General features: G+C 66.2%; 19 protein-coding genes and 1 CRISPR repeat array (1 of these 20 cut by a window edge). Of the genes, 1 reads left to right on the forward strand and 18 read right to left on the reverse strand.

Translation table 11 applies throughout. The features are described from left to right. Positions 1-79: direct repeats of the CRISPR family, unit length 28 nt; unit sequence TTTCTAAGCTGCCTATCCGGCAGTGAAC (it extends 1,514 nt beyond the left edge of the window). A 157-nt stretch (positions 80-236) separates the two neighbouring features. The 17 genes from cas6f to CV_RS08655 all read right to left on the reverse strand — a co-directional run bounded on the left by cas6f (position 237) and on the right by CV_RS08655 (position 20,627). Beyond that, positions 237-824, reverse strand: coding sequence for a type I-F CRISPR-associated endoribonuclease Cas6/Csy4 (gene cas6f / locus CV_RS08575; RefSeq protein WP_011135303.1), 588 nt, complete (start codon positions 822-824; stop codon positions 237-239). Continuing rightward, the gene (csy3, locus tag CV_RS08580) at positions 824-1,858 is read right to left on the reverse strand and encodes a type I-F CRISPR-associated protein Csy3 (RefSeq protein WP_011135304.1); all 1,035 of its coding nucleotides are present in this window, start codon (positions 1,856-1,858) and stop codon (positions 824-826) included. Before csy3 ends, cas6f begins: the two co-directional genes overlap by 1 nt. Beyond that, the gene (gene csy2, locus CV_RS08585; RefSeq protein ID WP_011135305.1) at positions 1,855-2,853 is read right to left on the reverse strand and encodes a type I-F CRISPR-associated protein Csy2; all 999 of its coding nucleotides are present in this window, start codon (positions 2,851-2,853) and stop codon (positions 1,855-1,857) included. Before csy2 ends, csy3 begins: the two co-directional genes overlap by 4 nt. Beyond that, positions 2,843-4,252: a type I-F CRISPR-associated protein Csy1 gene (csy1, locus tag CV_RS08590; protein ID WP_011135306.1), complete on the reverse strand. Its 1,410-nt coding sequence runs from the start codon at positions 4,250-4,252 to the stop codon at positions 2,843-2,845. The genes csy2 and csy1 overlap by 11 nt, the downstream gene beginning before the upstream one ends. Positions 4,253-4,467: 215 nt before the next feature. Next, on the reverse strand, positions 4,468-7,779 hold the full coding sequence (gene cas3f / locus CV_RS08595) for a type I-F CRISPR-associated helicase Cas3f (RefSeq protein ID WP_011135307.1): 3,312 nt from the start codon (positions 7,777-7,779) through the stop codon (positions 4,468-4,470). Continuing rightward, positions 7,776-8,753 carry a type I-F CRISPR-associated endonuclease Cas1f gene (gene cas1f, locus CV_RS08600; protein ID WP_011135308.1) on the reverse strand — a complete coding sequence of 326 codons (978 nt, stop codon included), beginning with the start codon at positions 8,751-8,753 and terminating at the stop codon, positions 7,776-7,778. The genes cas3f and cas1f overlap by 4 nt, the downstream gene beginning before the upstream one ends. Positions 8,754-8,882: 129 nt before the next feature. Next, positions 8,883-9,728, reverse strand: a complete 846-nt coding sequence (locus CV_RS08605) for an HDOD domain-containing protein (RefSeq protein WP_011135309.1) — start codon at positions 9,726-9,728, stop codon at positions 8,883-8,885. 264 nt (positions 9,729-9,992) lie between these two features. After that, complete coding sequence (locus CV_RS08610; RefSeq protein WP_011135310.1) at positions 9,993-11,954, reverse strand: acetoacetate--CoA ligase; 1,962 nt, start codon at positions 11,952-11,954, stop codon at positions 9,993-9,995. A gap of 112 nt (positions 11,955-12,066) precedes the next feature. Beyond that, positions 12,067-12,960, reverse strand: a complete 894-nt coding sequence (locus tag CV_RS08615) for a hydroxymethylglutaryl-CoA lyase (protein WP_011135311.1) — start codon at positions 12,958-12,960, stop codon at positions 12,067-12,069. Between the two features lie 9 nt (positions 12,961-12,969). Next, complete coding sequence (locus CV_RS08620; protein WP_011135312.1) at positions 12,970-13,479, reverse strand: GyrI-like domain-containing protein; 510 nt, start codon at positions 13,477-13,479, stop codon at positions 12,970-12,972. A 10-nt stretch (positions 13,480-13,489) separates the two neighbouring features. Next, on the reverse strand, positions 13,490-13,972 hold the full coding sequence (locus CV_RS08625) for a tetratricopeptide repeat protein (RefSeq protein WP_011135313.1): 483 nt from the start codon (positions 13,970-13,972) through the stop codon (positions 13,490-13,492). 34 nt (positions 13,973-14,006) lie between these two features. Continuing rightward, complete coding sequence (locus CV_RS08630) at positions 14,007-15,962, reverse strand: acetyl/propionyl/methylcrotonyl-CoA carboxylase subunit alpha (protein WP_011135314.1); 1,956 nt, start codon at positions 15,960-15,962, stop codon at positions 14,007-14,009. 13 nt (positions 15,963-15,975) lie between these two features. Then, positions 15,976-16,767, reverse strand: coding sequence for an enoyl-CoA hydratase/isomerase family protein (locus CV_RS08635; RefSeq protein ID WP_227590076.1), 792 nt, complete (start codon positions 16,765-16,767; stop codon positions 15,976-15,978). Between the two features lie 7 nt (positions 16,768-16,774). Beyond that, complete coding sequence (locus CV_RS08640) at positions 16,775-18,373, reverse strand: carboxyl transferase domain-containing protein (RefSeq protein ID WP_011135316.1); 1,599 nt, start codon at positions 18,371-18,373, stop codon at positions 16,775-16,777. A 13-nt stretch (positions 18,374-18,386) separates the two neighbouring features. Next, entirely contained in the window at positions 18,387-18,731 is a 345-nt protein-coding gene (locus CV_RS08645) for a nuclear transport factor 2 family protein (protein ID WP_011135317.1), read from the reverse strand. Positions 18,732-18,870: 139 nt separating this feature from the next. Next, positions 18,871-20,040 (reverse strand): isovaleryl-CoA dehydrogenase, encoded by a 1,170-nt coding sequence (locus CV_RS08650; RefSeq protein WP_011135318.1) that lies wholly within the window; start codon positions 20,038-20,040, stop codon positions 18,871-18,873. A gap of 116 nt (positions 20,041-20,156) precedes the next feature. Further along, positions 20,157-20,627, reverse strand: a complete 471-nt coding sequence (locus CV_RS08655) for an NUDIX hydrolase (protein WP_043595879.1) — start codon at positions 20,625-20,627, stop codon at positions 20,157-20,159. 104 nt (positions 20,628-20,731) lie between these two features. Between CV_RS08655 and CV_RS08660 the strand changes: the two genes are divergently transcribed. After that, complete coding sequence (locus CV_RS08660; protein ID WP_011135320.1) at positions 20,732-21,175, forward strand: YaiI/YqxD family protein; 444 nt, start codon at positions 20,732-20,734, stop codon at positions 21,173-21,175. 391 nt (positions 21,176-21,566) lie between these two features. Here the strand turns inward: CV_RS08660 and CV_RS08665 are convergent, their stop codons facing one another. Next, positions 21,567-22,790 (reverse strand): L-lactate MFS transporter, encoded by a 1,224-nt coding sequence (locus tag CV_RS08665; protein WP_011135321.1) that lies wholly within the window; start codon positions 22,788-22,790, stop codon positions 21,567-21,569. Between the last annotated feature and the right edge of the window lie 85 nt (positions 22,791-22,875).

Here is a 22,875-nt window from a genome sequence, read left to right on the forward strand (position 1 = left end):
GCCTATCCGGCAGTGAACTTTTGTCCTTTCTATTCGTTGATGTGCCGTGAGTTTCTAAGCTGCCTATCCGGCAGTGAACTAGAGATCTTATTGCCCATCAGCCTTGTTCGGCAAGGCTGTCAGCCATTTCTGCCGGCAAAACCCTTTTTGCCGGCATGATGTTAAGTCTCTGATTTTAAAAGGTGGAGGTTGGCGGGAGAGAAAAGGGTCGCGGGCCTGGCCGCGACCCTTTCGGGCTACCAAGCCGGCAGGGCGGCGGCGGCGCTGAGGCCGTAGGCATTGAAGCTGCCCGCGGCGATGCTTGGCGCGGCCTGTTGCTCGACGAACAGCCGGAAGCATTGGCCGGTGCTGGCGCTGTCTACGGTGAGGTAGGGCAGGTTCAGCCGCTGCGCCGTTTCGTCCGGTATCCGCCGGCGCGCTTCTTCCGCGCTGATGCCCTGGCGGCGCATCAGCCTGTCGCGCGCGCGCGCGGGGCTGCTCTTGGCCTGGCGGCGGCGCACGCTGACCGCGCTTGCGCCGGCGGGGACGGGGCGGATGTCGCCGACGATGGCGTGGTCGGCGAAGCCGCTGAGCCAACGGCGCGCCATCAGGCCATCCAGCGCCGCCGCGCTGCCATGCAGCCGCAGCGTCAGGCCCAGCGTGGGCGGCAGCGGCTTGCCGTCGTGGCTGCTCGGCGCCGGATCGTAGCCGGGAAAGCTGACGCCGATATCCTGCCTTTGCTGGGCAGCCAGCGCGCGGTGCAGCTTGGCGTACAGCGCGTTCATCAGCACCGGCGGGCCGAAATCGGCGTCCGGCAGCAGGCGGATGTCGAGGTAGTGGTCCATCAGCCGGCCTCGCCGAAGACGCCGCCGCGTATCAGCGTGGCAATGACGAAGTGCTGTTGCTCCAGGGGCGGGGCTTCGTCTTTCAGCACCCAGTTGTCCAGGAGGTTATAGAAGTCTTGCTTCTGCTTGGGTTGCCGGTAGGCTTTGCCCTGGGTGGTGACCGAGCCGTAGGGTTCGATGGCGATGGGGCCGTTGTCGTCGGCTTCGGGATACCAGGTGTCTATGGTGCGGATGGCGTTGCCTATCTTCTGCGAGTGGATGGCGGCGATATCGCCGTCTTTCTGCTTCACCGCGTACAGGGTTTTGCTCTTGTCGCCGCGCTGGCGGTCCAGAATCAACTCTTGCGACGGGAACACTTCCTGGCCGGCGCCGATGCGGACGAAGGCGGTGACGCGCAGCAGCACATGCTGCTCGCCATTCAGGCCTGCTGCGATCAGCTTGGCCACCGCGTCCAGATCACTGGCGGCCTGTCCGGAGGCGGCGAAGTCGCGCAGGCGGAGAGCCTGCGCGTCGAAGGTCCAGCCAGCTTGCTCCTGGCCATCCGCCAACCGCTGAATCCGCACTTCCACCTGTTCCGCGCCGACGCGGTTGCGCCACAGGAAGCGGCCATTGGCCAGATTGTGAGCGTAGCGGCGCGCCAGTTCGCCAAAGCCGATATCCCGGGCATAAGCGCTGACGGTGACCAGCAGCTTGGCGCGGTAGGCGGCGCTGTTGCAGGCGGACGGCGCGCCGGCGCCGGCCAGCACGCGCAGGGTGAAGCTGGCTTTCAGCGTGTCGGCGTCGTGCGGCAGCGCGGCCACGTCCACTGTCTGCAGGTTGGGGCTTTCGATGGCGGCGTCCAGCTTGGCCGGGTCCTGGTCTTTGGTTTTCAGGCGGTTGGAGATGGTGCCGCGCACCGATTTTTCCTGAATGGCGATGTGCGGCCAGGTCTGGCTGGCGTCGCGGGCATCCCAGTTTCCGGCGTAGAACAAGGCGTCGGACGGATCCAGCTTGCGTTCGAAGGCGAGGACGGACGGATTTTCCAGCTTGCTCATGCTTCAACTCCCAAATCGTTTTGAGTGGAGGGGGAGGGGGGTTGGTAATCGTTGCGGCAGCGGTAGACGCCAAGTTCGGCATCGTAGGCGGGGTACCACAGCAGATCGGCGGCATCCTGCAGGCGGTGCGGGCTGATCCATTCGCCCAGCGAGTACAGGCTTTCCACAAAGCGGAACGGCGCGGCGGCGTCTCGCGCGTTGGCCACGCTGCCGGCAGGGTAAAGTTCGGAGAGCGCGCCATAGCCCACAGGGATGGGCACGATCCAGCCTTCGCCCTGCTGGCGCGAGTGCCGCCAGATGGTTTGGCCGCCATCGCCGGCTTCCGGCCAGTGGTTGAGGCGGGATTTGTCCAGCCAGGCGTCCAGCAGCGTGGCGCCGGGCGCTGTCTCGCGCAGCCTGGCATGGTGGCCGCTCAGCAGGTCGTCGCGGGCCACCAGCGCAAAGCCGGGCAGCCAGCGGCGGCGCAGGGCGCGGAATCGCGCGGCGCGTTCGTCCTCGCCTTCCGGCAGGGTGATCAATTGCGGCTTGGGCGCGTAATGGCCGGCGGGGGGCGGAATCAGCGTGCCGCCCGCCACGCGCATGGTTTCCAGCGCGCGGCTGATTGCGGCGGCTCGCTCCGCCAGCGCGTCGTCGTTTTGCGCCAGCGCGTTGCCGCTTACGCCGAAGACCAGGGTGAGGTCGAGGTGGATGCGTCCTTCCTCGACGATGGCGGCCGTGCCGCCATCCTTGTCCACCGGATTGCGGCTGAGATTGAAGCGCTGGATGTAGTCGCCGTTGGTGTGGGCCTGGTAGCCGTGGCAGATGACGCCGACGCCGTGGAATGCCAGCTCGCTGTCCGCGCCCAGCTTGCGCTCCAGCGCCGTCATCAGGCCGGTGAAGGCCGACAACGCGGGAAAGCCCCAGGTGTGCGGGCTGGAGAGGGCGTTGGCGTTCTGCACGCGCAGCCGGGGCAGAATCAGCAGGCCTTGGGCGAGAGAGCGGGGATTAATCGGCATTTTGGCCTCCCGGATTATGTCCAGCGGGCAGCAAGCGGGTGTTTTGCTCGCGCAGCTTATTGTCCTGCTGGCGCTGCCAGTCGATGTCGTGCGCCAGCTCGCGCCGCCAGTGGTGGAATTCCGCCTCCGCCAACTGCAGCCTGTCGCCGCCGAGCTGGCCGTTCAGCCAGCGCGCGAAGCTTTCCGTCAGTTGCCGCGGCCAGTCCTGAAACTGGAAATGCCGGTTGAAGTCTTCATCGCTGTCGGCGCGGCGCGGGTCCAGCCAGCACTGCTCCTCCAGCGGCAGCCGGCATTCGCTGTCGGCTGTCCAGCCGCGCGGCAGCTGGTTGGCGTAGGCCGCGCCGAATTGCAGCAGTTCCTCGAAAATCTGTTCCAGATAAGCGTCGCGGCGATTGCGGACATGCCTGTTGCCGGGCTTGGCTTGGTCCGGCGGCGTGGCTTCCGGGTTGAGCTTGGCCAGCCATTGCTTCAGCTCGCGAATGGTTTCCCTCACCGTCTTACGGCGGCCGAAGCGGGAAAAAACGCTGTCGAGGCGATAGAGCGGGCGCAGGTCGCTGTTGTCCCACAGCGGCGGCAGCGAGGCCAGCAAGTAGCTGCTGCCCTTGCGTTCGCTGTTGAGCTGGGAAATGTTCTGCGGCTTGGTGCCGCCTTTCTTCTCCTCCGCCAGCAGCGGGTAGTCGCTGTAGCCGCGCGGGTGGTCGACGCGGTCGCGCCGCGCCTGCCGCGCCGCCTTGGCTTCCTCGCCGAAACGGTCCCGCTGGATGCGCTGGTACAGCCAGTGCGACAGCGAGCTGGAGTAGAGCGGGGCGAGCAGATGGTAGTGGCTGTCGTCGTGCGGGTTGGCTGGAAGGCCGGACTCGGGGGGAACCGGCCAGTAGATCTGCTTGGCGCGGGTGTGGCTGGCCGGGCCGCCGCTGGGTTCGGCGATGGCGCAGAAGGCGTCGCGCCAGGCGGCGGCTTGCTCCGCGTCGTCGCTCAGCGCCGCCAGCAGGTCCGGATCGCCGGCGCGCAGCAGCGCCAGCAGGGTGTGTCCTTCGTGTTCCAGCTTCAGGAATTTGTAGACGTCCAGCGCGGCGGCATTGCCCACCACATCGCTGGCGGCGGAAGCCAGGTGGTGGCTGCCCGCCTCTGGCCGGGGCGGCAGCGATTCCGGCGTCACGAACAGGCTGCTGCCGCGCGCATCCGGATGGCTGGCCTTGACCGGGTGGGTGACCAGCTGCAGCTGGCCGGCGCGGCGGGCGGCATCGGCCAGCCAGGCTTGCGGCCGGTATTGCGCGCGCAGCTCGGCGCGTTTGGGATCGTCGTCGGCCAGCTTGTCCAGCTTGTCGGAGAGGCGTTGCTGGATGAAGTCCTGAATAAGGGTTTGTAGTCCCCTTGCTCGTGGATTGTGCTCGTTCATGTCCCCCACCTGTCAAAAGTTTGCGCGGACATGCCAATCAATTTGTCATCCGGAATAAATAGTTGATTGGCAAGCTTTTTGCATGTTAAAACTCATTTGGCATTTTATCAACCAGAGAAATATGAAACTGTCGGATAGGCAGCTAAGCAAAGAGAGATATGTAGTCACTGCCGGACAGGCAGCCGCGGCCAAGCATTCCTGCTTGGCCGCTCCATTCACACCTTGCAGAACCCCAGCGCAGGGTGAAAGCGCCAGCCCTGGTGATGGTTCTGGTCAAACGGCAGCGACACGCAGCCGAAACGCCGCGCGCAGTCGGCCAGCGGCAGCTCAAGCTCCGCGGCCAGCCGTTCCAGTTCATTGAGGTAGCTCTCGTTGCTCCAGGGCGAGATGCCGTCCGCGCGGAACAGCGCCTCGTCGCTTATCCGATGCATCAGGTAATCGCTGGGCCGTTCGTTTTTCTGGTAGCGCTTGTCTCCTTCCGCCAGCCAGACCAAGTTGAAATCGTCCTCTTCCTCATTGGGCAGCAGCATCATTTCGCGCTCTTCCCGGTTTTGGCTGTCGCGGAAGGGTTGGCGGCGCAGCAGGCCGGCATGCAGCATCGCGTGTTTGATTTGCCAGCAGCTGGCGGCGCATAGCCTGGCCTGGGCGTCTTGTGGCCTGTCGCCGTTGAGCTCGGCGTTCAGCCGAACATGTTCCAGATCGGCCAGGCGGGTCTTGGGCTGGAGCGCGGCGCTCGGCAGCAGCCGCGGGCGGGCGTCCGGATGGCGGTATTCGTCCTCGCGCAGCAGCTGCGCCAGGTCGTGGCTGTCCAGCCGGTATTCCCTTTCGGTTTCGAAGCCGGGCCGGAGATAGGCTGCCTTGTCCGGTTCCAGCCAGCTCTTGATATTCTGTTGCAGGATCAAAAGGTTGAGCGGCGCGTAGGGTTCGGTCCAATGCCGCCGGACCCGGCCGGTCAGTTGAATCAGCGAACGCATGGATGAGGGCTCGGCTATCGCCCATGAATAGCAGTGGTCTCTTCCCACCTCGCTGACCGGCGACGACAGCGCGATGAACAGCTGGTCCGCAGCCGGGTTGGCGTCCAGGCGCTGGCGGATGTCGGGGAGCCGGAACAGCGCTTGCCTGTCGTGGCGGGACAGCGCGGCGTCCAGCCGCCGCTCAATGGCGGAGCGCAGGAGCAGCGGGTATTGCGCGTGGTAGACGCAGAGGTGGATCTGCACGCCATCCAGCCGGCCCAGCGCGTAGAACGACTGGGCCAGTTGGTAGAGCTTGTCGATGTTGGCGATACGGATCAGCCCGACGCTGACGCGCTTGCCGCTGGCCGGATCGGTTTCCGCATTCAGCCGGTGCAGGCGCAGCGCGCCCTCGCGCAGGCGTTCGGCCAGCGCCGGGTAGAAGCTGGCGTTGCCATGCCGCGGCAGGCCGGACAGGGGCAGCAGTTCGGCGGCGCGGCGCGGCGGCTGTTTGGCCAGCCATTGCGCGCGCGGCCGGGCGAAATCCAGATGGGCGGCGGCAAAGGCGGCGGCCTCGGCGCAATCGGCGGCGCGGGCGTCGTTTTCGTCCACCCACAGGCAGCAGACGTTCAGCGGCAAGCCGGGTTGGCCGCGGTTGGCCTGGTAGTGGCGGCGGCCGGCCAGGTAGGCGTCGAACAGGCAGCTCACCAGCGCCGGCGGCAGCGTGGCGGAGGACAACAGCACGCGGCTGCCCAACAGGCCGGCCCAATGAACCAGACGCGTCAGCGCGGGTAGATCTTCCATCGAGTAGTCGTCTATTTCGTCCAGCACGATGTCGGAGCTCATCAAGCGCAGCATTGGCGCGATCTGCCGCCCGCCGCGCGCGCTTTCCGTGGCCGGCGTCAGATGATCGACAGTACAAACCAGGACCGGCGCCGCCAGCAGCGCGTTGAAGCGCGGATCGTGGCTGAGCTTTTGCAGCAGCGGATGGTCGGGATTGCCGTCGAAGCGGATATGGCTATCCTCGTCCAGCAGCGCTTGGCTGGATTCCGAACCGCTTTGCTCCGCCGCATTCGCATAGTGCTCGAACAGTTCGCGGCTGGCCGCGCCGCCGACGCGTATGGCGAGGTCGCCGTCATCCAGCCGCAGGCGGTCGCGCAGCGCGAGGCCGGTTTGCAGCGTCAGCGCGCGCAGGCCCAGCGCATAGGCGCAGCGCAAGCCGGCGGCAGGGTTGGCCAGCGCGTAGAGCAGGCGGGCATTGGCAAGGGTTTTGCCGCAGCCGGTGGAGGCCAGGTTGACGATGAAGGCGCCGTGGGCGGCGGCCTTGTCGCGGATGCCCGCCGCCAGATCGAATGCCTTGTCCTGCCAGCGGAAACGAGGATCGGCGCTGCGTTGCCGCAGCGCCTTGTGCATCCCCAGCGCGGGCAGTTCGCGCGCGAGGCCGGGCAGGGCGCGGGCAGCGGCCAAAGCGTGGCGGGCCACGCCTGTCAGGTGTTCGGGCAGCGTTTGGTTGAAGCGGCGCTGCGGATCGTTTTTCAGCGTATTGGCGAAGGCGATGCGGTCCTCGTCTTCGCGTTGCCAGCGCTGTTTTACGGTCTGGCTGGAAAAATGGTGGTCGGCCAGCATCAGCAGCAGTCGGGAGATGTGCATCAGGTAGGCGTTGTCCAGCCATGGCGCCGGCTGGCCGGGCTGGCGCTTGAGCAGTTCGTTTGCCAGCGCCGCTGTTCTGTCGCGCCATAGCGCGTCGTCGCATGGCAGGCCGTAGGGAAAGGTCCAGTAAGTTTCGATTTCGCGGCGACCTGCCTCCGACAAGGGTTGGTTCCAGCCGGCATCCAGCTCGGCCAGACCGCTTTGCATGCGCAGGGCGGTGATGTCGCCGGCCTGTTGCGGCAGCCTGTGATGGCTGAGCACCAGCCAGCAGAGCGCTGCGGCCAGCGGCGGCAGCGCGCCGGGAGCGAACGGTTTGGCATGGCGGGCATCCGCGTCCAGGCCGTCGCGCAGCTTGCGCGCCTTCAGCCGCTTGATCCAGCTTGCGCCGTCGATCTTTGCCGGATCCTGCAACCGTGACAACCAGCCGGCATCGTCGTCGTCGCCTACAAACGCCTGAAACAGCCGCAGCGATACCCATTCATGGCGATAGAGGTTGGCCCCGGCCGGGCCATTTGGACGCAGCCGGACCTGGAATGCCGAGCAGGCCTTGCCCAGATCGTGCAGCAGCGCAGCCAGGCCGGAGATCAGACGGATGTCCTCGCCGCTGAGCCAGTCGTTCTCGTCATCGGCCCGCAGCACATCGCGCTGGGTGGCGTTGGTGGGCACCGCGCCTTGGAGATTGAAGCGGCGGGCGTCGCCGACTATCCACAACAGCTCGCTGTGGTCGCGTCCTCGTATCCAGTGGCAGGCGACGGAGGTGTTCTTGCGCGCGGTCTTGCGCAGCAGGCGGCGCAGCGTGTCCAGTCCAGCCTGAGTGATGGGCGTTTGCCAGACGCGGTCGCCGCGGCGCTCGGCGAACTGGTCCAGGATGCGGCGGGTTTCAGTCAGCGCCCGCTTGTCGCATTGCGAGATCAGCAGGATGTTCATCCATCCCGCCCCAGTTGCTCCGCGATGCGCTGAAGCTGATCGATCATGAAGTCCAGCGCCTCGCCGCGCGCCAGCTGTTCGATGCATTGTTGGCGGAAGGTTTGTTCGTCGTCGCCCTTCATCGCGCTGACGAAGGCTTGCGGCAGGATGGCTGCGTCTTTGACCAAGTCCGCGGCGTCGAACACCAGGCCGCCGCGGCGGGTTTTGCCGTGCAGGATAGCCAGGCTGTGCGGCAACCCCAACACCCAGGCGGCGGTGGCGCCGAGGCCGTAGGCCAGGTAGTTGCCGTGGTCCAGAAAACGGTTGGCTGGATCCACGCCGCCGCCGCGCTTGGCGCGCGTGAATTCGCCATAAGCGGTGGCTTGCGCCGCCAGCCGGAACAGCTGTTTGGACAAGCGGGCCTCTTCCGTCAGCAGGGCGGTATGGTCCGGCGCGCGCTCCAGCGAGGCGAGGCTGGCGTCGAGCAGCTGTGTCAGCCGGGAGGGTTCGATTTCAAAGCCGGCCTCGCGCAACTGGCGGTTGTCCAGCCATTGCGCGCGGATGCGGGCAAGCCGCGCTTGCTGCAATTGTTTGGCGGCTTGCAGCCGTTTGTCGTCGTCGAACCAGAAGCGAGCCCACCATTGAAGGTATTCGGTGGGGCGGTATTCGCTTTGCGGCGACTGCCAGGCCACTTCCATTTCTACTTCTCCGGCGCTGAACAGCGGCGTGCCGCCTCCGCCGCAGAATCCCACCATCACGCCGGCCTTGGCCAGTTCGCGCATCGCCGCCTGGGTAACGGAGGTGCCGGTGCCCAGCAACAGGGTGGTGGTGTTGGCGATGGGAATGTTCCAATACAGCGATTGCTTGCCGGCATCGGTGACGTATTCGACGCGGCCGCCGTTGACCAGCACCCGGCAGTGTTCCAGGTAGTAGAGGTTGGCTCGCTTGGAGTGAAGGATGGTTTTCAGATCGCCAGGGGTGAATGGCTCGCTCATGGTCCGTGTCCGGCAGAGAGGAGGAGCGATATTTTACTCAATGTAAATATTTTCGCGTTGATGGGACGCAAGCCGATGCCGAATGTGTATGGCGCAGTCCCGAATCCGCGGAGGAGCCGAGGCGGGTTTTTATGTTTGCAGGCCCGCAAGAACATGGGCCCTCTGCTCATCGGAAATCGGCAGGACGGAGACCAGTTTTTCCTTGGAGACGCCCGGGATGTATTGGGCGATATTGCCGATGTCGGAAGGCAGCGCCGGATTGTCGGGGTTTTGCGTCAGATGGCGGGCGCAGTCGATGGCGATTTGCGCGATATGGGTGCGCGGCCTGTCGACGCCCCGTATCAGTTGGCTGATCATTTGCGGCAATTGCCAGACATCGGATAAAACCAGCGTCAATTGCCGGAAGGTGAATCCGGCGGTGTTCAATTGGGCGAGGCCGGTGCGGCTGGCGCGTCCGGATTCGAATTCCGCGATCGCCTCGGTCGGCAGTTCCGGGGCGAAATGCCAGAGCAGCAATTCACCGGTTTCGGAAAGCAGGGTGGCCAGGGAAATTTCCTCGGGGGAGGCGTCGGCGCGCAAATTCGACCAGGCGCGCGCGATGCTGGACGCCATGACGGCGGTGGATACCGCCGCTTTCCAGCCCGAATGATCGACATTCACCACCGGGCTTCCCGCGATCAGCGAATACAATTCATCGCTGCCCAGCTGAAGTATGGTGCCCAGCTGGGTGGTGGTTTCCTTGCCCAGCCGCCTGGAGCGGTGCCGTTCGGCCTCTATCAGCAATTTGAGCGCCAGATAAGGATCGTCATGGACGAAATCGACCATTTCCCGCGGCGAGAATTCCGGCGCGTCCTTGCCTTGCGACTTGAGCGTCTGGAAAACATCCCGGGTCGCCGATAAAACCGGGATGTCCCTGTCTTTCAGATAGGCCGCCCACTGTTCAACACCCCAGCCTCGCTGGTGCCGGCTCAACATGATGCTCTGCTCCGAAAATCGTCGCGCTCCGTTTTCTGGCGTGTCGGACGGATTTCGCCTGGACCCGCAGGCCGATAGCGACTCGGGAAATACGCTGCCCCTGTTTTCATGATAATTCAGCTTGCAGCATTCAGTGTTTAAAAACATCCGGATTCGCGACTGCTGGCTTAAAACCCGCGGCGGTTTTCCGCGTGTGCTTGCCGTGGCGCGAAAGGAAACGAGGGCGCGCGGCCCTCGTTTGTCAATGGCATGCGTGGTCGCCGCTCATTCTCCCAGCTCGCTCAGGTTTTCGAACAGTTTCAGCGCTTCCGGATTGGCCAGCGCGCTGACGTTGCTGACCGGACGGCCATGGATGATGTTCTTCACCGCCAGCTCGACAATCTTGCCGCTGACGGTGCGCGGGATGTCGGCCACGGCGACGATGCGGGCCGGCACGTGGCGAGGGCTGGCCCCATTCTTGATCTGGGCCTTGATCCGGCTGCTCAGATCCTCGTCAAGCTGAACGCCTTCGCGCAGCTTGACGAACAGCACCACGCGCTCGTCGTCCTGCCAGGTCTGGCCGACGGCCAGGCTTTCCAGCACTTCCGGGAAAACTTCCACCTGGCGGTAGATCTCGGCGGTGCCGATGCGCACGCCGCCGGGGTTGAGCACCGCGTCGGAGCGGCCGTAGATGATCACGCCGTCGTGCTGGGTGACTTCGGCGTAGTCGCCGTGGCACCAGATGTTGGGGAAGCGGCCGAAGTAGGCCTGGCGGTATTTCTCGCCGTCCGGGTCGTTCCAGAAGCCTATCGGCATCGACGGGAACGGCTTCAGGCAAACCAGCTCGCCTTTCTCGCGGTACAGCGGGCGGCCCAGCTCGTCGTAGATGTCCACCGCCATGCCCAGGCCGCGGCATTGCAGCTCGCCGCGGTAGACCGGCAGCGTGGCGGCGCCCAGCGCGAAGCAGGACACGATGTCGGTGCCGCCGGAAATGGAGGCGAGGTTGAGGTCGGACTTGATGTTCTCGTACACCCAGTCGTAGCTTTCCGCCACCAGCGGCGAGCCGGTGGAGAACAGGCTGCGCAGCTTGGGCAGCTGCCAGTCGCGCGCGGGGACGATGGGCGTCTTCTTCAGGCTGTCGATGTACTTGGCCGAGGTGCCGAAATGGGTGAAGCCGTGCTCGGCGGCGTAGTCCCACAGCACGCGTCCCTCGTCGGCGAACGGCGAGCCGTCGTACAGCATCAGCGCGGCGCCGGAGGCCAGGCCGCTGACCAGCCAGTTCCACATCATCCAGCCGCAGGTGGTGAAGTAGAACAGGTGGTCGCCGGCATGAACGTCGGCGTGCAGCTGGTGCTCCTTCAGGTGCTGCAGCAGCGTGCCGCCGGCGCCGTGGACGATGCACTTGGGCTTGCCGGTGGTGCCGCTGGAATAGAGGATGTACAGCGGATGGTTGAACGGCAGGCGGAGGTATTCGACCGGACGGGCGTCGAAACCGGCCAGGAAGGCGTCCAGCGTCTGCGCGCGCGGCACGGCGGCGGCGAAGTCGGCGCCGTCGCCCAGGTAAGGCACCACCACGAAGCGCTCCACGCTGGGCAGCTTTTCCGCCAGGTGGATCATCTTGGCGCGGATGTCCACCGCCTTGCCGTTGTACCAGTAGCCGTCCGGGCAGAACAGGATCCTGGGCTCGGTCTGGCCGAAGCGGTCCAGCGCGCCGTCGGTGCCGAAGTCGGGAGAGCCGCTGGTCCACACCGCGCCCAGGCTGCTGGCGGCCAGCATCGCCGCCAGCGTGGCCGGCATATTGGGCATGAAGCCGGCGACGCGGTCGCCCGGCTGGATGCCGGCGGCGCGCATCGCCTGCTGCAGCCGGGAGACCAGCTGGTTCAGCTCATGCCAGCTCAGCTTTTGTTCGATCTTGTCCTCGCCGCGGAACACCACCGCCAGCGCGTCGTCGTCGCGGCGCAGCAAGTTTTCGGCGAAGTTGAGCCGGGCCTCGGGGAAGAAGCGGGCGGCCAGCATGTCGTCGCCGTTCTCCAGCGCGACGGCGCCCTTGTCGCCGATCACGCCGCAGTAGTCCCAGACCAGCGACCAGAAGCGGCCCGGGTCTTCCACGCTGGCGCGCCACAGGCGGTGGTAATCGGGCAATTCCTTGCCCCAGACGGTTTCGGCCAGGCGGGCGAAGGCGGTGAGATGGCAGCCGGCCAGCCGTTCGGCGGACGGGCTCCAGATCGGGGTAACGCGTGCTTGCATGATTTCTCCTGTGGCGGCCCGCGATGTTTTTTGATTGGAAGGGCGAGCCGGCCGGTATGATTCGGGCTCCGTCAACGCTCGGCGCGCGGCGGCGGAACGAGAGTCGGCAGGCCTAGCCCTGGCGGCCGAGCGCGTGCGCCAATTTGGAGGCGGGGGGCTTGCCCAGCGCGTCGGCGATGAACCAGGCGACGTCCACCAGTTTAGTGAGATCGATGCCAGTGTGGTAGCCCTCGCCGGCCAGCAGATAGGCGACGTCTTCCGTGGCGACGTTGCCGGATGCCCCGCGCGCGTACGGGCAGCCGCCCAGTCCCGCCACCGAAGCGTCGAACACGCGCAGGCCGACATCCAGCGCCGCGCGGATGTTGGCGACGGCCATGCCATAGGTGTCGTGGAAATGGCCGGCCAGCTGCCCGGCCGGCAGGACGTCCAGCACCGCGTCCAGCATCTCGCGCACCGAAGCCGGGGTGCCCACGCCTATGGTGTCGCCCAGCGAGATTTCGTAGCAGCCCAGATCCGCCAGCGCCTTGGCCACGTCGGCCACCTTGTGCGGGGCGATCCGGCCCTCGTAAGGGCAGCCGACCACGCAGGACACGTAGCCGCGCACCTTGACGCCTGCGTCCAGCGCGCGGCGGGCCACGCTGGCGAAGCGCTGCAGGCTTTCGGCGATGCTGGCGTTGATGTTCTTCTGGCTGAAGCTTTCGCTGGCGGCGCCGAACACGGCGATCTCGCGGGCGCCGGCTGCCAGCGCGGCGTCCAGGCCCATGTCGTTGGGCACCAGCACCGGGTAGGCGATGGCGCCGGTTGTGTCGAGCGCGGCCAGCACTTCGGCGCTGCCCGCCATCTGCGGCACCCATTTGGGCGAAACGAAGGCGCCGGCCTCGATCGCGGACAGGCCGGTTCCGGCCAGGCGGCGGATCAGCTCCAGCTTGATTTCGGCGCTCAGCGGCCGTTTTTCGTTCTGCAGCCCGTCGCGCGGGCCCACTTCCACTATCTTGACGCTCTGCATGGCTTTCCTTCAGCGCTTGGGCTGGATGGGGATGTAGATGTCCATCTGCAGCGTGTCCCGGCCCGGCGCGCAGCGCCCGTCGTAGCGTTCGAAGGATGCGCCGGCGGCGTGCTCCCACTTGGCGGACGCGGGCAGCCAGTTCTGGTAGATGTGCTGCCAGGTGGCGACGATGGCGTCGCCGAAACTGGCCGGGTCGGCGGCCGGCGGCGTGGTGAACACCGCGTACTTGGCCGGGGCCACGTTTCGGCGCTCGCTGTCCGGCGGCGGCGTGCCGTCCGCCGGGCATTCCATCGCGATCAGGTAGCGGAAGGCACCGGTTTCCGGGTTGAAGTCGCAGGTGACGCCGTATTCCGGCGCGTGGGGCTTGCCCAGCGCGTCCAGCAGCGGCTGGCGCAGTCGTTTGGCGTAATCATCCCAAAAAGCGGGAATCTGGCGCAGGTTATCGCCGTTTTCCAGCCGGGTGGGGATGCTGTAGCCGGCCAGGGACAGGCCGGGATGATTGATGATGACGGGTTCCATGTCGGTCTCGTTACCAGGTTCGGTCCAGGTCTTCCGCATAGAAGCGGATGGCGCGGCGGTAGGCGCGGATGCCGTTGTCGGCGCTGCCGTCGGCCAGCAGCGCGAGCAGGCTCTGCGTGGCTTCCTTGTGCTGGCCGCGGTTGTACAGCGCCATTGCCAGAAAAGTGCGCAGCGCATGGTGTTCGGGAAACCGCTGCACGCCCTCCCGCAGCGCGGTTTCGGCTTCGTCGAAGCGGCCCAGCGCGCGATGGCTGCTGCCCAGTCCCAGCCAGGCTTCGGCCGCGGTGTCGCCGCTCAAGCCCAGCTCCAGCGCCTGCTGGTAATGGGGAATGGCTTCCGCTTCCAGGCCCAGGCTGTCGTGGATGCAGGCGGCGAGGTAGTGCAGGTCGGCATGCTGGGGCTGGTGTTGCAGCAGCTCCAGCGCCTGGCGGCGCGCGGCCTCGTGCTCCCCGCGCCGGCGCAGTTGCTGGATGTTTTCCAGGGCGATATGCATATCCTTGCCTTTGGTTGCTATGGTAATGACTTCGTCATTCTGCGGCAAAATCGACCAGCTCGTCACCATCGTTAACCTGTTCGCCTGCCGCGAAGTAAAAGTCCTGCACCACGCCGTCGCCCGGCGCGGTGATGGTGTGCTCCATTTTCATCGCCTCCAGGATCAGCAGCGGCGAGCCTTTGGCCACCTTTTTGCCGATTTCCGCCAGCAGCGCCACCACCCGGCCCGGCATCGGCGCCTTGAGGTGGGTTTCGCCGTGCACGCCCAGCTCGGTGTAGGCGTAGGGATCGACGAAGTCGACGCTCAGCCGCTCTCCGCCTTCGAACAGCGCGCGCCGCGCGCCGTGGCGGACGATGACGGCCTTGACGCGAAGGCCATTGAGCACCGCTTCCAGCTGGTTGCCGGCAAGGCTGGCGCGAGCGTGGAAGCTTTCCGTACCGACGCGGACGACGCAGCCGTCGTCCTGGTATTGGAGTTCCACGCCGTAGTCTTCATCGTCGCGCTGGAAGGCGAAGCGGCGCGTCAGCCGCCCGTTCAGCCGCCAGCCGGCGGGCGCGGGGTAGGCGGCTGGATGCGCCAGGGCTTCGGCCAGCGCCAGCAAGGCCAGCTGCCTGGCGGTCGGCGCGGCGGGCGGCGGCAGCAGCGCGTCGTGGTGGCGGGCGATCAGGCCGGTGTCGACCTGGCCGCTGGCGAAGCTGGGATGGTTCACGATGCGGCGCAGGAAGGACACATTGCTGGACAGGCCCACGATCCGGTACTGCGCCAGCGCGGCATCCATCTGCCTGAGCGCGGCCTCGCGGGTCTCGCCCCAGACGATCAGCTTGGCGATCATCGGATCGTAGAACGGCGAGATGGCGTCGCCCTGCTCGACGCCGGTATCGATGCGCACGTGGGCGGATTCGGCCGGCGTCGCCAGGTGGGCCAGCGTGCCGGTGGACGGCAGAAAGCCCTTGTCGGGGTCTTCGGCGTAGATGCGGGCCTCTATCGCGTGGCCGCGCATCGCCAACTGTTCCTGAGCCAGCGGCAGCGCGCCGCCGGCGGCGACGGCCAACTGCCAAGCCACCAGGTCCTGGCCGGTGATCATCTCGGTCACCGGGTGTTCCACCTGCAGCCGGGTGTTCATTTCCATGAAGTAGAACTTGCCGGTGTCCACGTCCATGATGAACTCGACGGTGCCGGCGCCGACATAGCCCACCGCGCGCGCGGCGGCCACCGCCGCCTGGCCCATCGCCTCGCGGGTGGCCTGCGGCAGGTGGGGGGCTGGGGCTTCTTCCAGCACTTTCTGGTGGCGACGCTGTACCGAACAGTCGCGTTCGAACAGGTAGACGCAGCCGCCCAGCTTGTCGGCGAAGACCTGGATCTCCACGTGGCGCGGGCGGGTCAGGTATTTCTCGACCAGCACCTTGTCGTCGCCGAAGCTGGCGCGCGCTTCGCGCTGGCAGGAGGCGAGGGCGGCGGAAAAGTCGCCGGCCTGCTCGACGATGCGCATGCCCTTGCCGCCGCCGCCGGCGCTGGCCTTGATCAGCACCGGGTAGCCGATGGCGTCGGCCTGCTGTTGCAGCAGCGCCGGATCCTGTTCGTCGCCATGGTAGCCGGGCACCAGCGGCACGCCGGCCTTCTCCATCAGCGCCTTGGCGGCGGATTTGCTGCCCATCGCCGCGATGGCCGAGGCCGGCGGGCCGATGAAGGCGATGCCGGCGGCTTCGCATGCGGCGGCGAAATCTTCGTTCTCCGACAGGAAGCCGTAGCCGGGATGCACCGCCTGGGCGCCGCTTTGTCTGGCGATGGCCAGGATCAGGTCGGCGCGCAGATAGGATTCGGCGGCCGGCGCCGGGCCGAGGCGGTAGGCCTCGTCGGCCAGCTTGACGAAGCGGGCGTTCGCGTCGGCGTCCGAATAAACCGCGACGGTGGCGATGCCCAGGGCCTTGGCGGTCTTGATGACGCGGCAGGCTATCTCACCCCTGTTGGCGATCAGGATCTTGTTGAACATGGCGTTATCCTTGTTATTCCTGCCATTTCGGCGCGCGTTTGTCGAAGAACGAAGCCAGCCCCTCGCGGGCCTCGTCGCCGGCGCGGATGGAGGCGATGCGGCCGGCGGTGCGCTCCAGCAGCTGGTCGTCCCAGGGCGAGCCTTCGCGCAGCTCGGCCAGCAGCAGCTTGGCCTCGCGCAAGGCGCCGGGCGCGCCCTTGGCCAGCTCCTCGGCGATCTCGGCCACGCGCGCGTCCAGCAGTTCCTCGCTGACCAGTTCGTGGATCAGGCCCAGCTTCAGCGCGGTGCCGGCGGTGATGCGCTCGGCGGACAGGAAGTAGCGCCGGGCCTGGCGCGGGCCGATGGCGTCGGCGACGTAGGGGCCGATGGTGGCGGGGACCAGGCCCAGCCGCACCTCGGTCAGCGCGAATTTGGCGGCGTCGGTGGCGATGGCGACGTCGCAGACCGCGGCCAGGCCGGTGCCGCCGGCCATCGCCGCGCCGTGGATGCGGGCGATCACCGGCTTGGCGCTGCGGTAGATGCCCTTCAGCATGGCGGCCAGCTTTTGCGCGTCGGCCAGGTTTTCCGCCTCGCTGTAGCCGGCGGCGCGACGCATCCAGTCCAGGTCGGCGCCGGCGCAGAAGCTCTTGCCGCGGCCGGCCAGCACGATGACGCGAACGGCCTCGTTGCGGTTCAGCTGGCGCATCGCCTCGGTCAGCTCGGCGATCAGCACCTCGTTCAGCGCGTTGTGCAGCTCCGGCCGGTTCAGCCAGACGGTGGCCACCTTGCCGGTTTGCTCGATTTGCAGCGTGGTGTAGCTCATCATCCGCTCCTCACATCCGGAACACGCCGAAGCGCGTGGCTTCAACCGGGGCGGACAGCGCGGCCTCCAGCGCCAGCGCCAACACGTCGCGGGTCTGGGCCGGGTCGATCACGCCGTCGTCCCACAAACGGGCGCTGGCGTAGTAGGGGTGGCCCTGCTCTTCGTATTGCTGGCGCACCGGGGCTTTCAGCGCTTCTTCCTGCTCTGGCGTGAAGGCGTCGCCCAGCTGTTCCTTTTTCACCTGGGCCAGCACGCCGGCGGCCTGTTCGCCGCCCATCACCGAGATGCGGCTGTTCGGCCACATCCACAGGAAACGCGGCGAGTAGGCGCGGCCGCACATGCCGTAGTTGCCGGCGCCGAAGCTGCCGCCTATCAGCACGGTGAACTTGGGCACCTTGGCGCAGGCCACCGCCGTCACCAGCTTGGCGCCGTCCTTGGCGATGCCGCCGTTCTCATACTTCTTGCCCACCATGAAGCCGGTGATGTTCTGCAGGAAGATCAGCGGAATGCCGCGCTGGCAGCACAGTTCGACGAAGTGCGCGCCCTTCAGCGCCGATTCGCTGAACAGGATGCCGTTATTGGCCAGGATGCCGACGCGGTAGCCGTTCAAACGGGCGAAGCCGGTTACCAGTGTGGTCCCGTAGTTTTGCTTGAATTCGTCAAAGTCCGAATCGTCCACCAGCCGGGCGATGATTTCGCGCACGTCGAACGGTTTTTTCGGATCGGCCGGGATCACGCCGTAGATTTCCTCCGCGGCGTAGCGCGGCGGCTTGGGCTCGGCGCGGTCCAGCTCGCCCTGTTTCTTCCAGTTCAGGTCCGACACGATGCGGCGGGCGATGGCCAGCGCGTGGGCGTCCGTTTGGGCCAGGTGGTCGGCCACGCCGGAGATTTTTGTGTGCACATCGCCGCCGCCCAGTTCCTCGGCGCTGACTACTTCGCCGGTGGCGGCCTTCACCAGCGGCGGGCCGCCGAGGAAGATGGTGCCCTGTTCCTTGACGATGACGGTCTCGTCGCTCATCGCCGGCACGTAGGCGCCGCCGGCGGTGCAGCTGCCCATCACCACCGCGATCTGCGGAATGCCGGCGGCGGACAGATTGGCCTGGTTGTAGAAGATGCGGCCGAAGTGCTCCTTGTCCGGGAACACCTCGTCCTGCAGCGGCAGGAAGGCGCCGCCGGAGTCCACCAGGTAGACGCAGGGCAAGCGGTTGTCGCGGGCGATCTCCTGCGCGCGCAAATGCTTTTTCACCGTCATCGGGTAATAGGTGCCGCCCTTGACGGTGGCGTCGTTGGCGATGATCAGGCAGTCGACGCCGCTGATGCGGCCGATGCCGGCTATCATGCCGGCGCCGGGCGCGTCGCCGCCATACATGCCGTAGGCGGCCAGCTGGGACAGCTCGAGGAACGGCGCGCCGGGGTCGAGCAATAGGTCGATGCGCTCGCGCGGCAGCAGCTTGCCGCGCGCGGTGTGCTTGGCGCGGGCTTTCTCGCCGCCGCCCAGCGCGGCCTGGGCGACCTTGTCTTTCAGATCGTCGACCAGCGCGCGCATCTTGTCGGCGTTGGCGACGAAGTTCGCGGCGCGCGGCGACAGCTTGGATTCGAGGATGGGCATGTGGTTTACCTTGTCATTCGGCGTCGACGAACCAGACGGCGGCGATCAGGCCGTCGGCGTTGATGTCGTAGATGGCGACGGCGCGAAAACGGCTTTCGCCGTCCAGCGTCACGTCCTCATGATCGATGACGCGGCTGCCGTGGACGATGCGGTGCAGCAGCGCGGCGTGCAGCTTGGGCAGGTTGAAGCGCTTGGCGGCGTAGTGCTCGGCCAGCGCGGCGCGGCCGGACAGGCTCAGCGCCATGGCCGGCAGGCGGTAGACCTTGACGTTGTCGGCGTAGCAGGCGGCGAAGGCGTCCAGGTTGCGGGCGTTGTAGGCGTCCAGCTGGGCCTGGACGATGCGTTCGGCGTCGGTCATGTTCGGGTTTCTTCTAGCTTTGCTGAGATAAGCCGGAGCGTGGTGGAGAAAGGGACCGAGGCAAGGCGCGCCGCCGCAGACAGTACAAATCGTACGGCCAGGCGGCGCAACGCGGCATCGGCCCCTTTATCCGCCGCGACTACCTGGTTTCGGCCATCAGTTCGCGGCCGATGAGCCAGCGGCGGATCTCGCTGGTGCCGGCGCCGATCTCATACAGCTTGGCGTCGCGCAACAGGCGGCCGGTGGCGTATTCGTTGATGTAGCCGTTGCCGCCCAGGCACTGGATGGCGTCCAGCGCCAGCTGGGTGGCGTTCTCTGCCGCGTACAGGATGGCGCCGGCGGCGTCCTTGCGGGTCTGGCGGCCGGTCTCGCCTCGGTCCAGCGCCTGGCCGACGGCGTAGACGTAGGCGCGGCTGGCGGACAGCTTGACGTACATGTCGGCCAGCTTGCCCTGCATCAGCTGGAAGTCGCCTATCGGCTGGCCGAACTGGCTGCGCTCGTTCAGGTAGGGCACGACGATGTCCAGGCTGGCCTGCATGATGCCCAGGGGGCCGGCCGCCAGCACCGAGCGCTCGTAGTCCAGGCCGCTCATCAGCACTTTCACGCCGTTGCCTTCGCCGCCCAGCACGTTTTCGTCCGGCACGAAACAGTTGTCGAAGAAGATGGGGTAGGTGTTGGAGCCGCGCATGCCCAGCTTGTCCAGCTTGCTGCCGTGGCTGAAGCCGGCGAAGCTTTTTTCAATGATGAAGGCGGTGATGCCCTTGGGGCCGGCGTTGACGTCGGTCTTGGCGTAAACCACCAGCGTGTCGGCATCGCCGCCGTTGGTGATCCACATCTTGCTGCCGTTGAGCAGGTAGCCGCCGTCGGTCTTGTCGGCCCTGAGCTTCATGCTGACCACGTCGGAGCCGGCGTTGGGCTCGGACATCGCCAGCGCCCCGACGTGTTCGCCGGTGATCAGCTTGGGCAGGTAACGGCTGCGCTGGGCGTCGTTGCCGTTCTTGTAGATCTGGTTGACGCAGAGATTGGAGTGCGCGCCGTAGGACAGGCCCACCGAGGCGCTGGCGCGGCTGATTTCTTCCATCGCGATCATGTGGGCGAGGTAGCCCATGTCCACACCGCCGTACTGCTCGCTGACGGTGATGCCGAGCAAGCCCAGCTCGCCGAACTTGCGCCACAGATCGGCCGGGAACAGATTGTCCTGGTCGATGGCGGCGGCGCGCGGGGCGATCTCGCGCTCGGCGAAGTCGCGCACCGATTCGCGCAGGAGGTCGTAAGTCTCGCCGAAGGCGAAGCGCAGGCTGCTGTACATGGAATTCTCCTCGTTGGCGTGCGGCGCGGCTGGCGGCGCCTGATGAGCACATCATCGCTTACGTTTACGTAAGCGTCAATATGGCGGGATGATCAGGCCACGATCGGCGAGGAGGCCTATTCGCGATTGACGACGTGGCGCAGGCTGCGGTCTTCGCCGCTCAGCAAGTCTTTCACCGCCAGCGGCAGAATGCGCAGCGTCGCCAGCTGTTCACGGCTGTACCAGTCGAACTCCAGGCACGCGCCGCCGTCTTCGATAATGAAAGGCGCGGCGCGGCCAGGCAGCGCGGAGTCGACTGCCAGATGCGCCTGGAAATACAGGCCCAGCTCATGGTTGCGCTGGCCATCGGCGGCGAAGAAGTTTTCCATCAGCATCACCAGGTTGCCGCAGCGCATCGTCTCGCCCAGTTCCTCAAGCATTTCCCGTTCCACTGTCTTGGGTGCTTCCTCATCGGGTTCGACACGGCCGCCGGGCAAGGTCCAGAAGTCGTCGCGGATCAGGCGGTGCAGCAAGACCTTGCCTTCATGCTCGATGATGGCGGCGGCGCGCAGATTGAAGCGGGTGCCGGCTATGTCGATGCTGATCATTTGCTATCTCCTTGACATTTTTGGCGGGCGCGCAGGATAGCGGATTCTCATGTCATGGACAAGGGCGGGTATCATGGCGGCCTGTCGATAGAGAAAGATGCGATATGACGATCTGGGTAGACGCCGACGCCTGTCCCAAGGTGATACGGGAAGTGCTGTGCCGCGCGGCGCAGCGCACCGGCGTGGAGCTGGTGTTCGTCGCCAACCAGCTGCTGACGGTGCCGAAGGCGCCGAATATCCGCGCGCTGCAGGTGCCCAAGGGCTTCGACGTGGCCGACAACGAGATCGCCCGCCGCATCCAGCCGACGGACCTGTTGATCACCGGCGACATTCCGCTGGCGTCGGAGGCGCTGGCCAAGGGCGCGCAGGCGCTGAACTGGCGCGGCGACGCCTTTTCCAAGGAGACCATCGCCGCCCAACTGACGATGCGGGACTTCATGGATACGCTGCGCGCCAGCGGCGTGCAGACCGAGGGGCCGCCGCCCTTGAGCCAGGCGGATCGGCAGGCTTTTGCCCGACAGTTGGATATCTGGCTGGCGCGGCGGTAGGGCGGAAGTCCGGCTCAGGCCGGGCGTTCCCTTAAGCCATGGCCGCAGGGTGATGATGTCCTGGCACCAATTCCGCCTGGTAGGCGGGTCAGGGGGCTGCGCGGCCAGCCCCCCGACACCCCCAGGCCGCCCCTGCAGCCCGTGAAACCCCGGTAAAAAAGCGCCTAGCCAGGAGCCGCCGAAACTAGCTGCGCGCTACTGTCGCGCGGCGTCGAACAAGTCGGCGTCTTAAAACCTGGCCAGGCGCTTTTTTACCGGCGCGTGCTGAAGGGGATATGGTCGCATGGACGATCATGTGCCTGAATTGGAAAAGCCAACAAGCTGTCACTATCACATCGCATGAGAAAAGCCCCCGAATCCGGGGGCTTTGTCATGCAGGAAGGGGAGAGGCTCAGGCCTTGCCCAGCTGCGGCTCGGCGTCGAAGTCTTCCCGCTTGGACTGGGCCGCGCCTGGCTGGCGGATGGTCAGCGAGAACAGCAGGGCGACGATCAGCAGCGCCAGGATCAGGTGGAAGGTGGCGAGGAAGCCGCCGAACAGCGAGGCCACGATGGAGCCGACGATGCTGCCGATGCCGAAGCCCAGGTAGATCACGCCGTAGTTCTTGGTCAGGTTGTTCAGGCCGAAGAAGTCGCTGACCAGCGATGGGTAGACGGTGATGGTGCCGCCGAAGCTGAAGGCGATGCAGGCGATGGCGGCGAAGAACAGGCCGGCGTTGAGCGGCGCGAACAGCAGGGTCAGCATGCCGGCCAGCGCGGCGATCTGGGCGAGGGTGATCACGCGGATGCGCGGCATCTTGTCGGACAGCACGCCCAGCACCAGGCGGCCGGACAGGTTGGCGACGGCGATCACGGCCACGGCGTTGGCGGCGGTGGCGGCCGACAGGTGGACGAAGCTCTCGCCGATGTCCTTGGCCACGCCGATCACATAGAGGCCGCTCATGCACACGGTCAGGAACATCAGCGCCAGCATCCAGTACTGCGGTTGGCGCATCGCTTCGGCCAGCGTGAAGTCTCGGCTGCCGCCGGTTTGCGCGGCGGCGGGCTGCTGGGGCGCGTCGCTCATCAGCAAGGCGCCTGCCACCACCATGGCCATGGCGATCAGGCCCCATAGCTGGAAGGTGGCTTCCAGGCTGAAATGGGACAGCAGCGCCAGGTTGATGAACTTGAAGCCCAGGCTGCCCAGGCCGTAGGCGCCGATGGCGCAGGCGGAGATCAGGCCCTTGCGTTCCGGAAACCATTTCACGCAGTTGGACAGCGACATCAGGTAGCCGGCGCCGTCGGCGAAGCCCACCAGCAGGCCGGCGCACAGGTAGAGCATGATCAGGTTGTTGGCTTGCGAGGTCAGGTAGAAGCCCAGGCCCAGCATCAGGCCGGAGGCGATGGCGACCTTGCGCACGCCGAAGCGTTCCTGCAGCTTGCCGGCCATCGACGACGCCACCGCCAGCGCCAGACTAAGCAGGCCGAAGGCGAAGGCCACCTGGCTGACCGGCTCGGAGAGCTTGTGCGACAGCTGGGCGTTGAACAGGCTCCAGGTGTAGACGGAACCCAGCGCGAACTGGATGAGGACGGTACCGGCCAGAGTACGGTAGCGGATGGCGTTGCTTGAGGCGTTCATGGCGCTGCTCGCTTAAAGTCATTACTGTTGGCATGACTATAAGCCCGCGCTTATAGAGGTGGCGCAGCGCGGGAATGAAATGCAG

The organism is Chromobacterium violaceum ATCC 12472, from assembly GCF_000007705.1.
GTDB classification, from domain to species: Bacteria; Pseudomonadota; Gammaproteobacteria; order Burkholderiales; family Chromobacteriaceae; genus Chromobacterium; species Chromobacterium violaceum.

What these genes read in the sequence shown, in the direction of transcription:
- csy1 (WP_011135306.1), bottom strand. Translation starts at nt 4,252, where the DNA reads ATGAACGAGCACAATCCACGAGCAAGGGGACTACAAACCCTTATTCAG.
- CV_RS08645 (WP_011135317.1), bottom strand. Translation starts at nt 18,731, where the DNA reads ATGACCGACGCCGAACGCATCGTCCAGGCCCAGCTGGACGCCTACAAC.
- CV_RS08605 (WP_011135309.1), bottom strand. Translation starts at nt 9,728, where the DNA reads ATGTTGAGCCGGCACCAGCGAGGCTGGGGTGTTGAACAGTGGGCGGCC.
- CV_RS08625 (WP_011135313.1), bottom strand. Translation starts at nt 13,972, where the DNA reads ATGCATATCGCCCTGGAAAACATCCAGCAACTGCGCCGGCGCGGGGAG.
- cas3f (WP_011135307.1), bottom strand. Translation starts at nt 7,779, where the DNA reads ATGAACATCCTGCTGATCTCGCAATGCGACAAGCGGGCGCTGACTGAA.
- CV_RS08660 (WP_011135320.1), top strand. Translation starts at nt 20,732, where the DNA reads ATGACGATCTGGGTAGACGCCGACGCCTGTCCCAAGGTGATACGGGAA.
- csy3 (WP_011135304.1), bottom strand. Translation starts at nt 1,858, where the DNA reads ATGAGCAAGCTGGAAAATCCGTCCGTCCTCGCCTTCGAACGCAAGCTG.
- CV_RS08640 (WP_011135316.1), bottom strand. Translation starts at nt 18,373, where the DNA reads ATGCCCATCCTCGAATCCAAGCTGTCGCCGCGCGCCGCGAACTTCGTC.
- CV_RS08655 (WP_043595879.1), bottom strand. Translation starts at nt 20,627, where the DNA reads ATGATCAGCATCGACATAGCCGGCACCCGCTTCAATCTGCGCGCCGCC.
- CV_RS08665 (WP_011135321.1), bottom strand. Translation starts at nt 22,790, where the DNA reads ATGAACGCCTCAAGCAACGCCATCCGCTACCGTACTCTGGCCGGTACC.
- CV_RS08610 (WP_011135310.1), bottom strand. Translation starts at nt 11,954, where the DNA reads ATGCAAGCACGCGTTACCCCGATCTGGAGCCCGTCCGCCGAACGGCTG.
- CV_RS08630 (WP_011135314.1), bottom strand. Translation starts at nt 15,962, where the DNA reads ATGTTCAACAAGATCCTGATCGCCAACAGGGGTGAGATAGCCTGCCGC.
- CV_RS08615 (WP_011135311.1), bottom strand. Translation starts at nt 12,960, where the DNA reads ATGCAGAGCGTCAAGATAGTGGAAGTGGGCCCGCGCGACGGGCTGCAG.
- cas6f (WP_011135303.1), bottom strand. Translation starts at nt 824, where the DNA reads ATGGACCACTACCTCGACATCCGCCTGCTGCCGGACGCCGATTTCGGC.
- CV_RS08620 (WP_011135312.1), bottom strand. Translation starts at nt 13,479, where the DNA reads ATGGAACCCGTCATCATCAATCATCCCGGCCTGTCCCTGGCCGGCTAC.
- csy2 (WP_011135305.1), bottom strand. Translation starts at nt 2,853, where the DNA reads ATGCCGATTAATCCCCGCTCTCTCGCCCAAGGCCTGCTGATTCTGCCC.
- cas1f (WP_011135308.1), bottom strand. Translation starts at nt 8,753, where the DNA reads ATGAGCGAGCCATTCACCCCTGGCGATCTGAAAACCATCCTTCACTCC.
- CV_RS08635 (WP_227590076.1), bottom strand. Translation starts at nt 16,767, where the DNA reads ATGATGAGCTACACCACGCTGCAAATCGAGCAAACCGGCAAGGTGGCC.
- CV_RS08650 (WP_011135318.1), bottom strand. Translation starts at nt 20,040, where the DNA reads ATGTACAGCAGCCTGCGCTTCGCCTTCGGCGAGACTTACGACCTCCTG.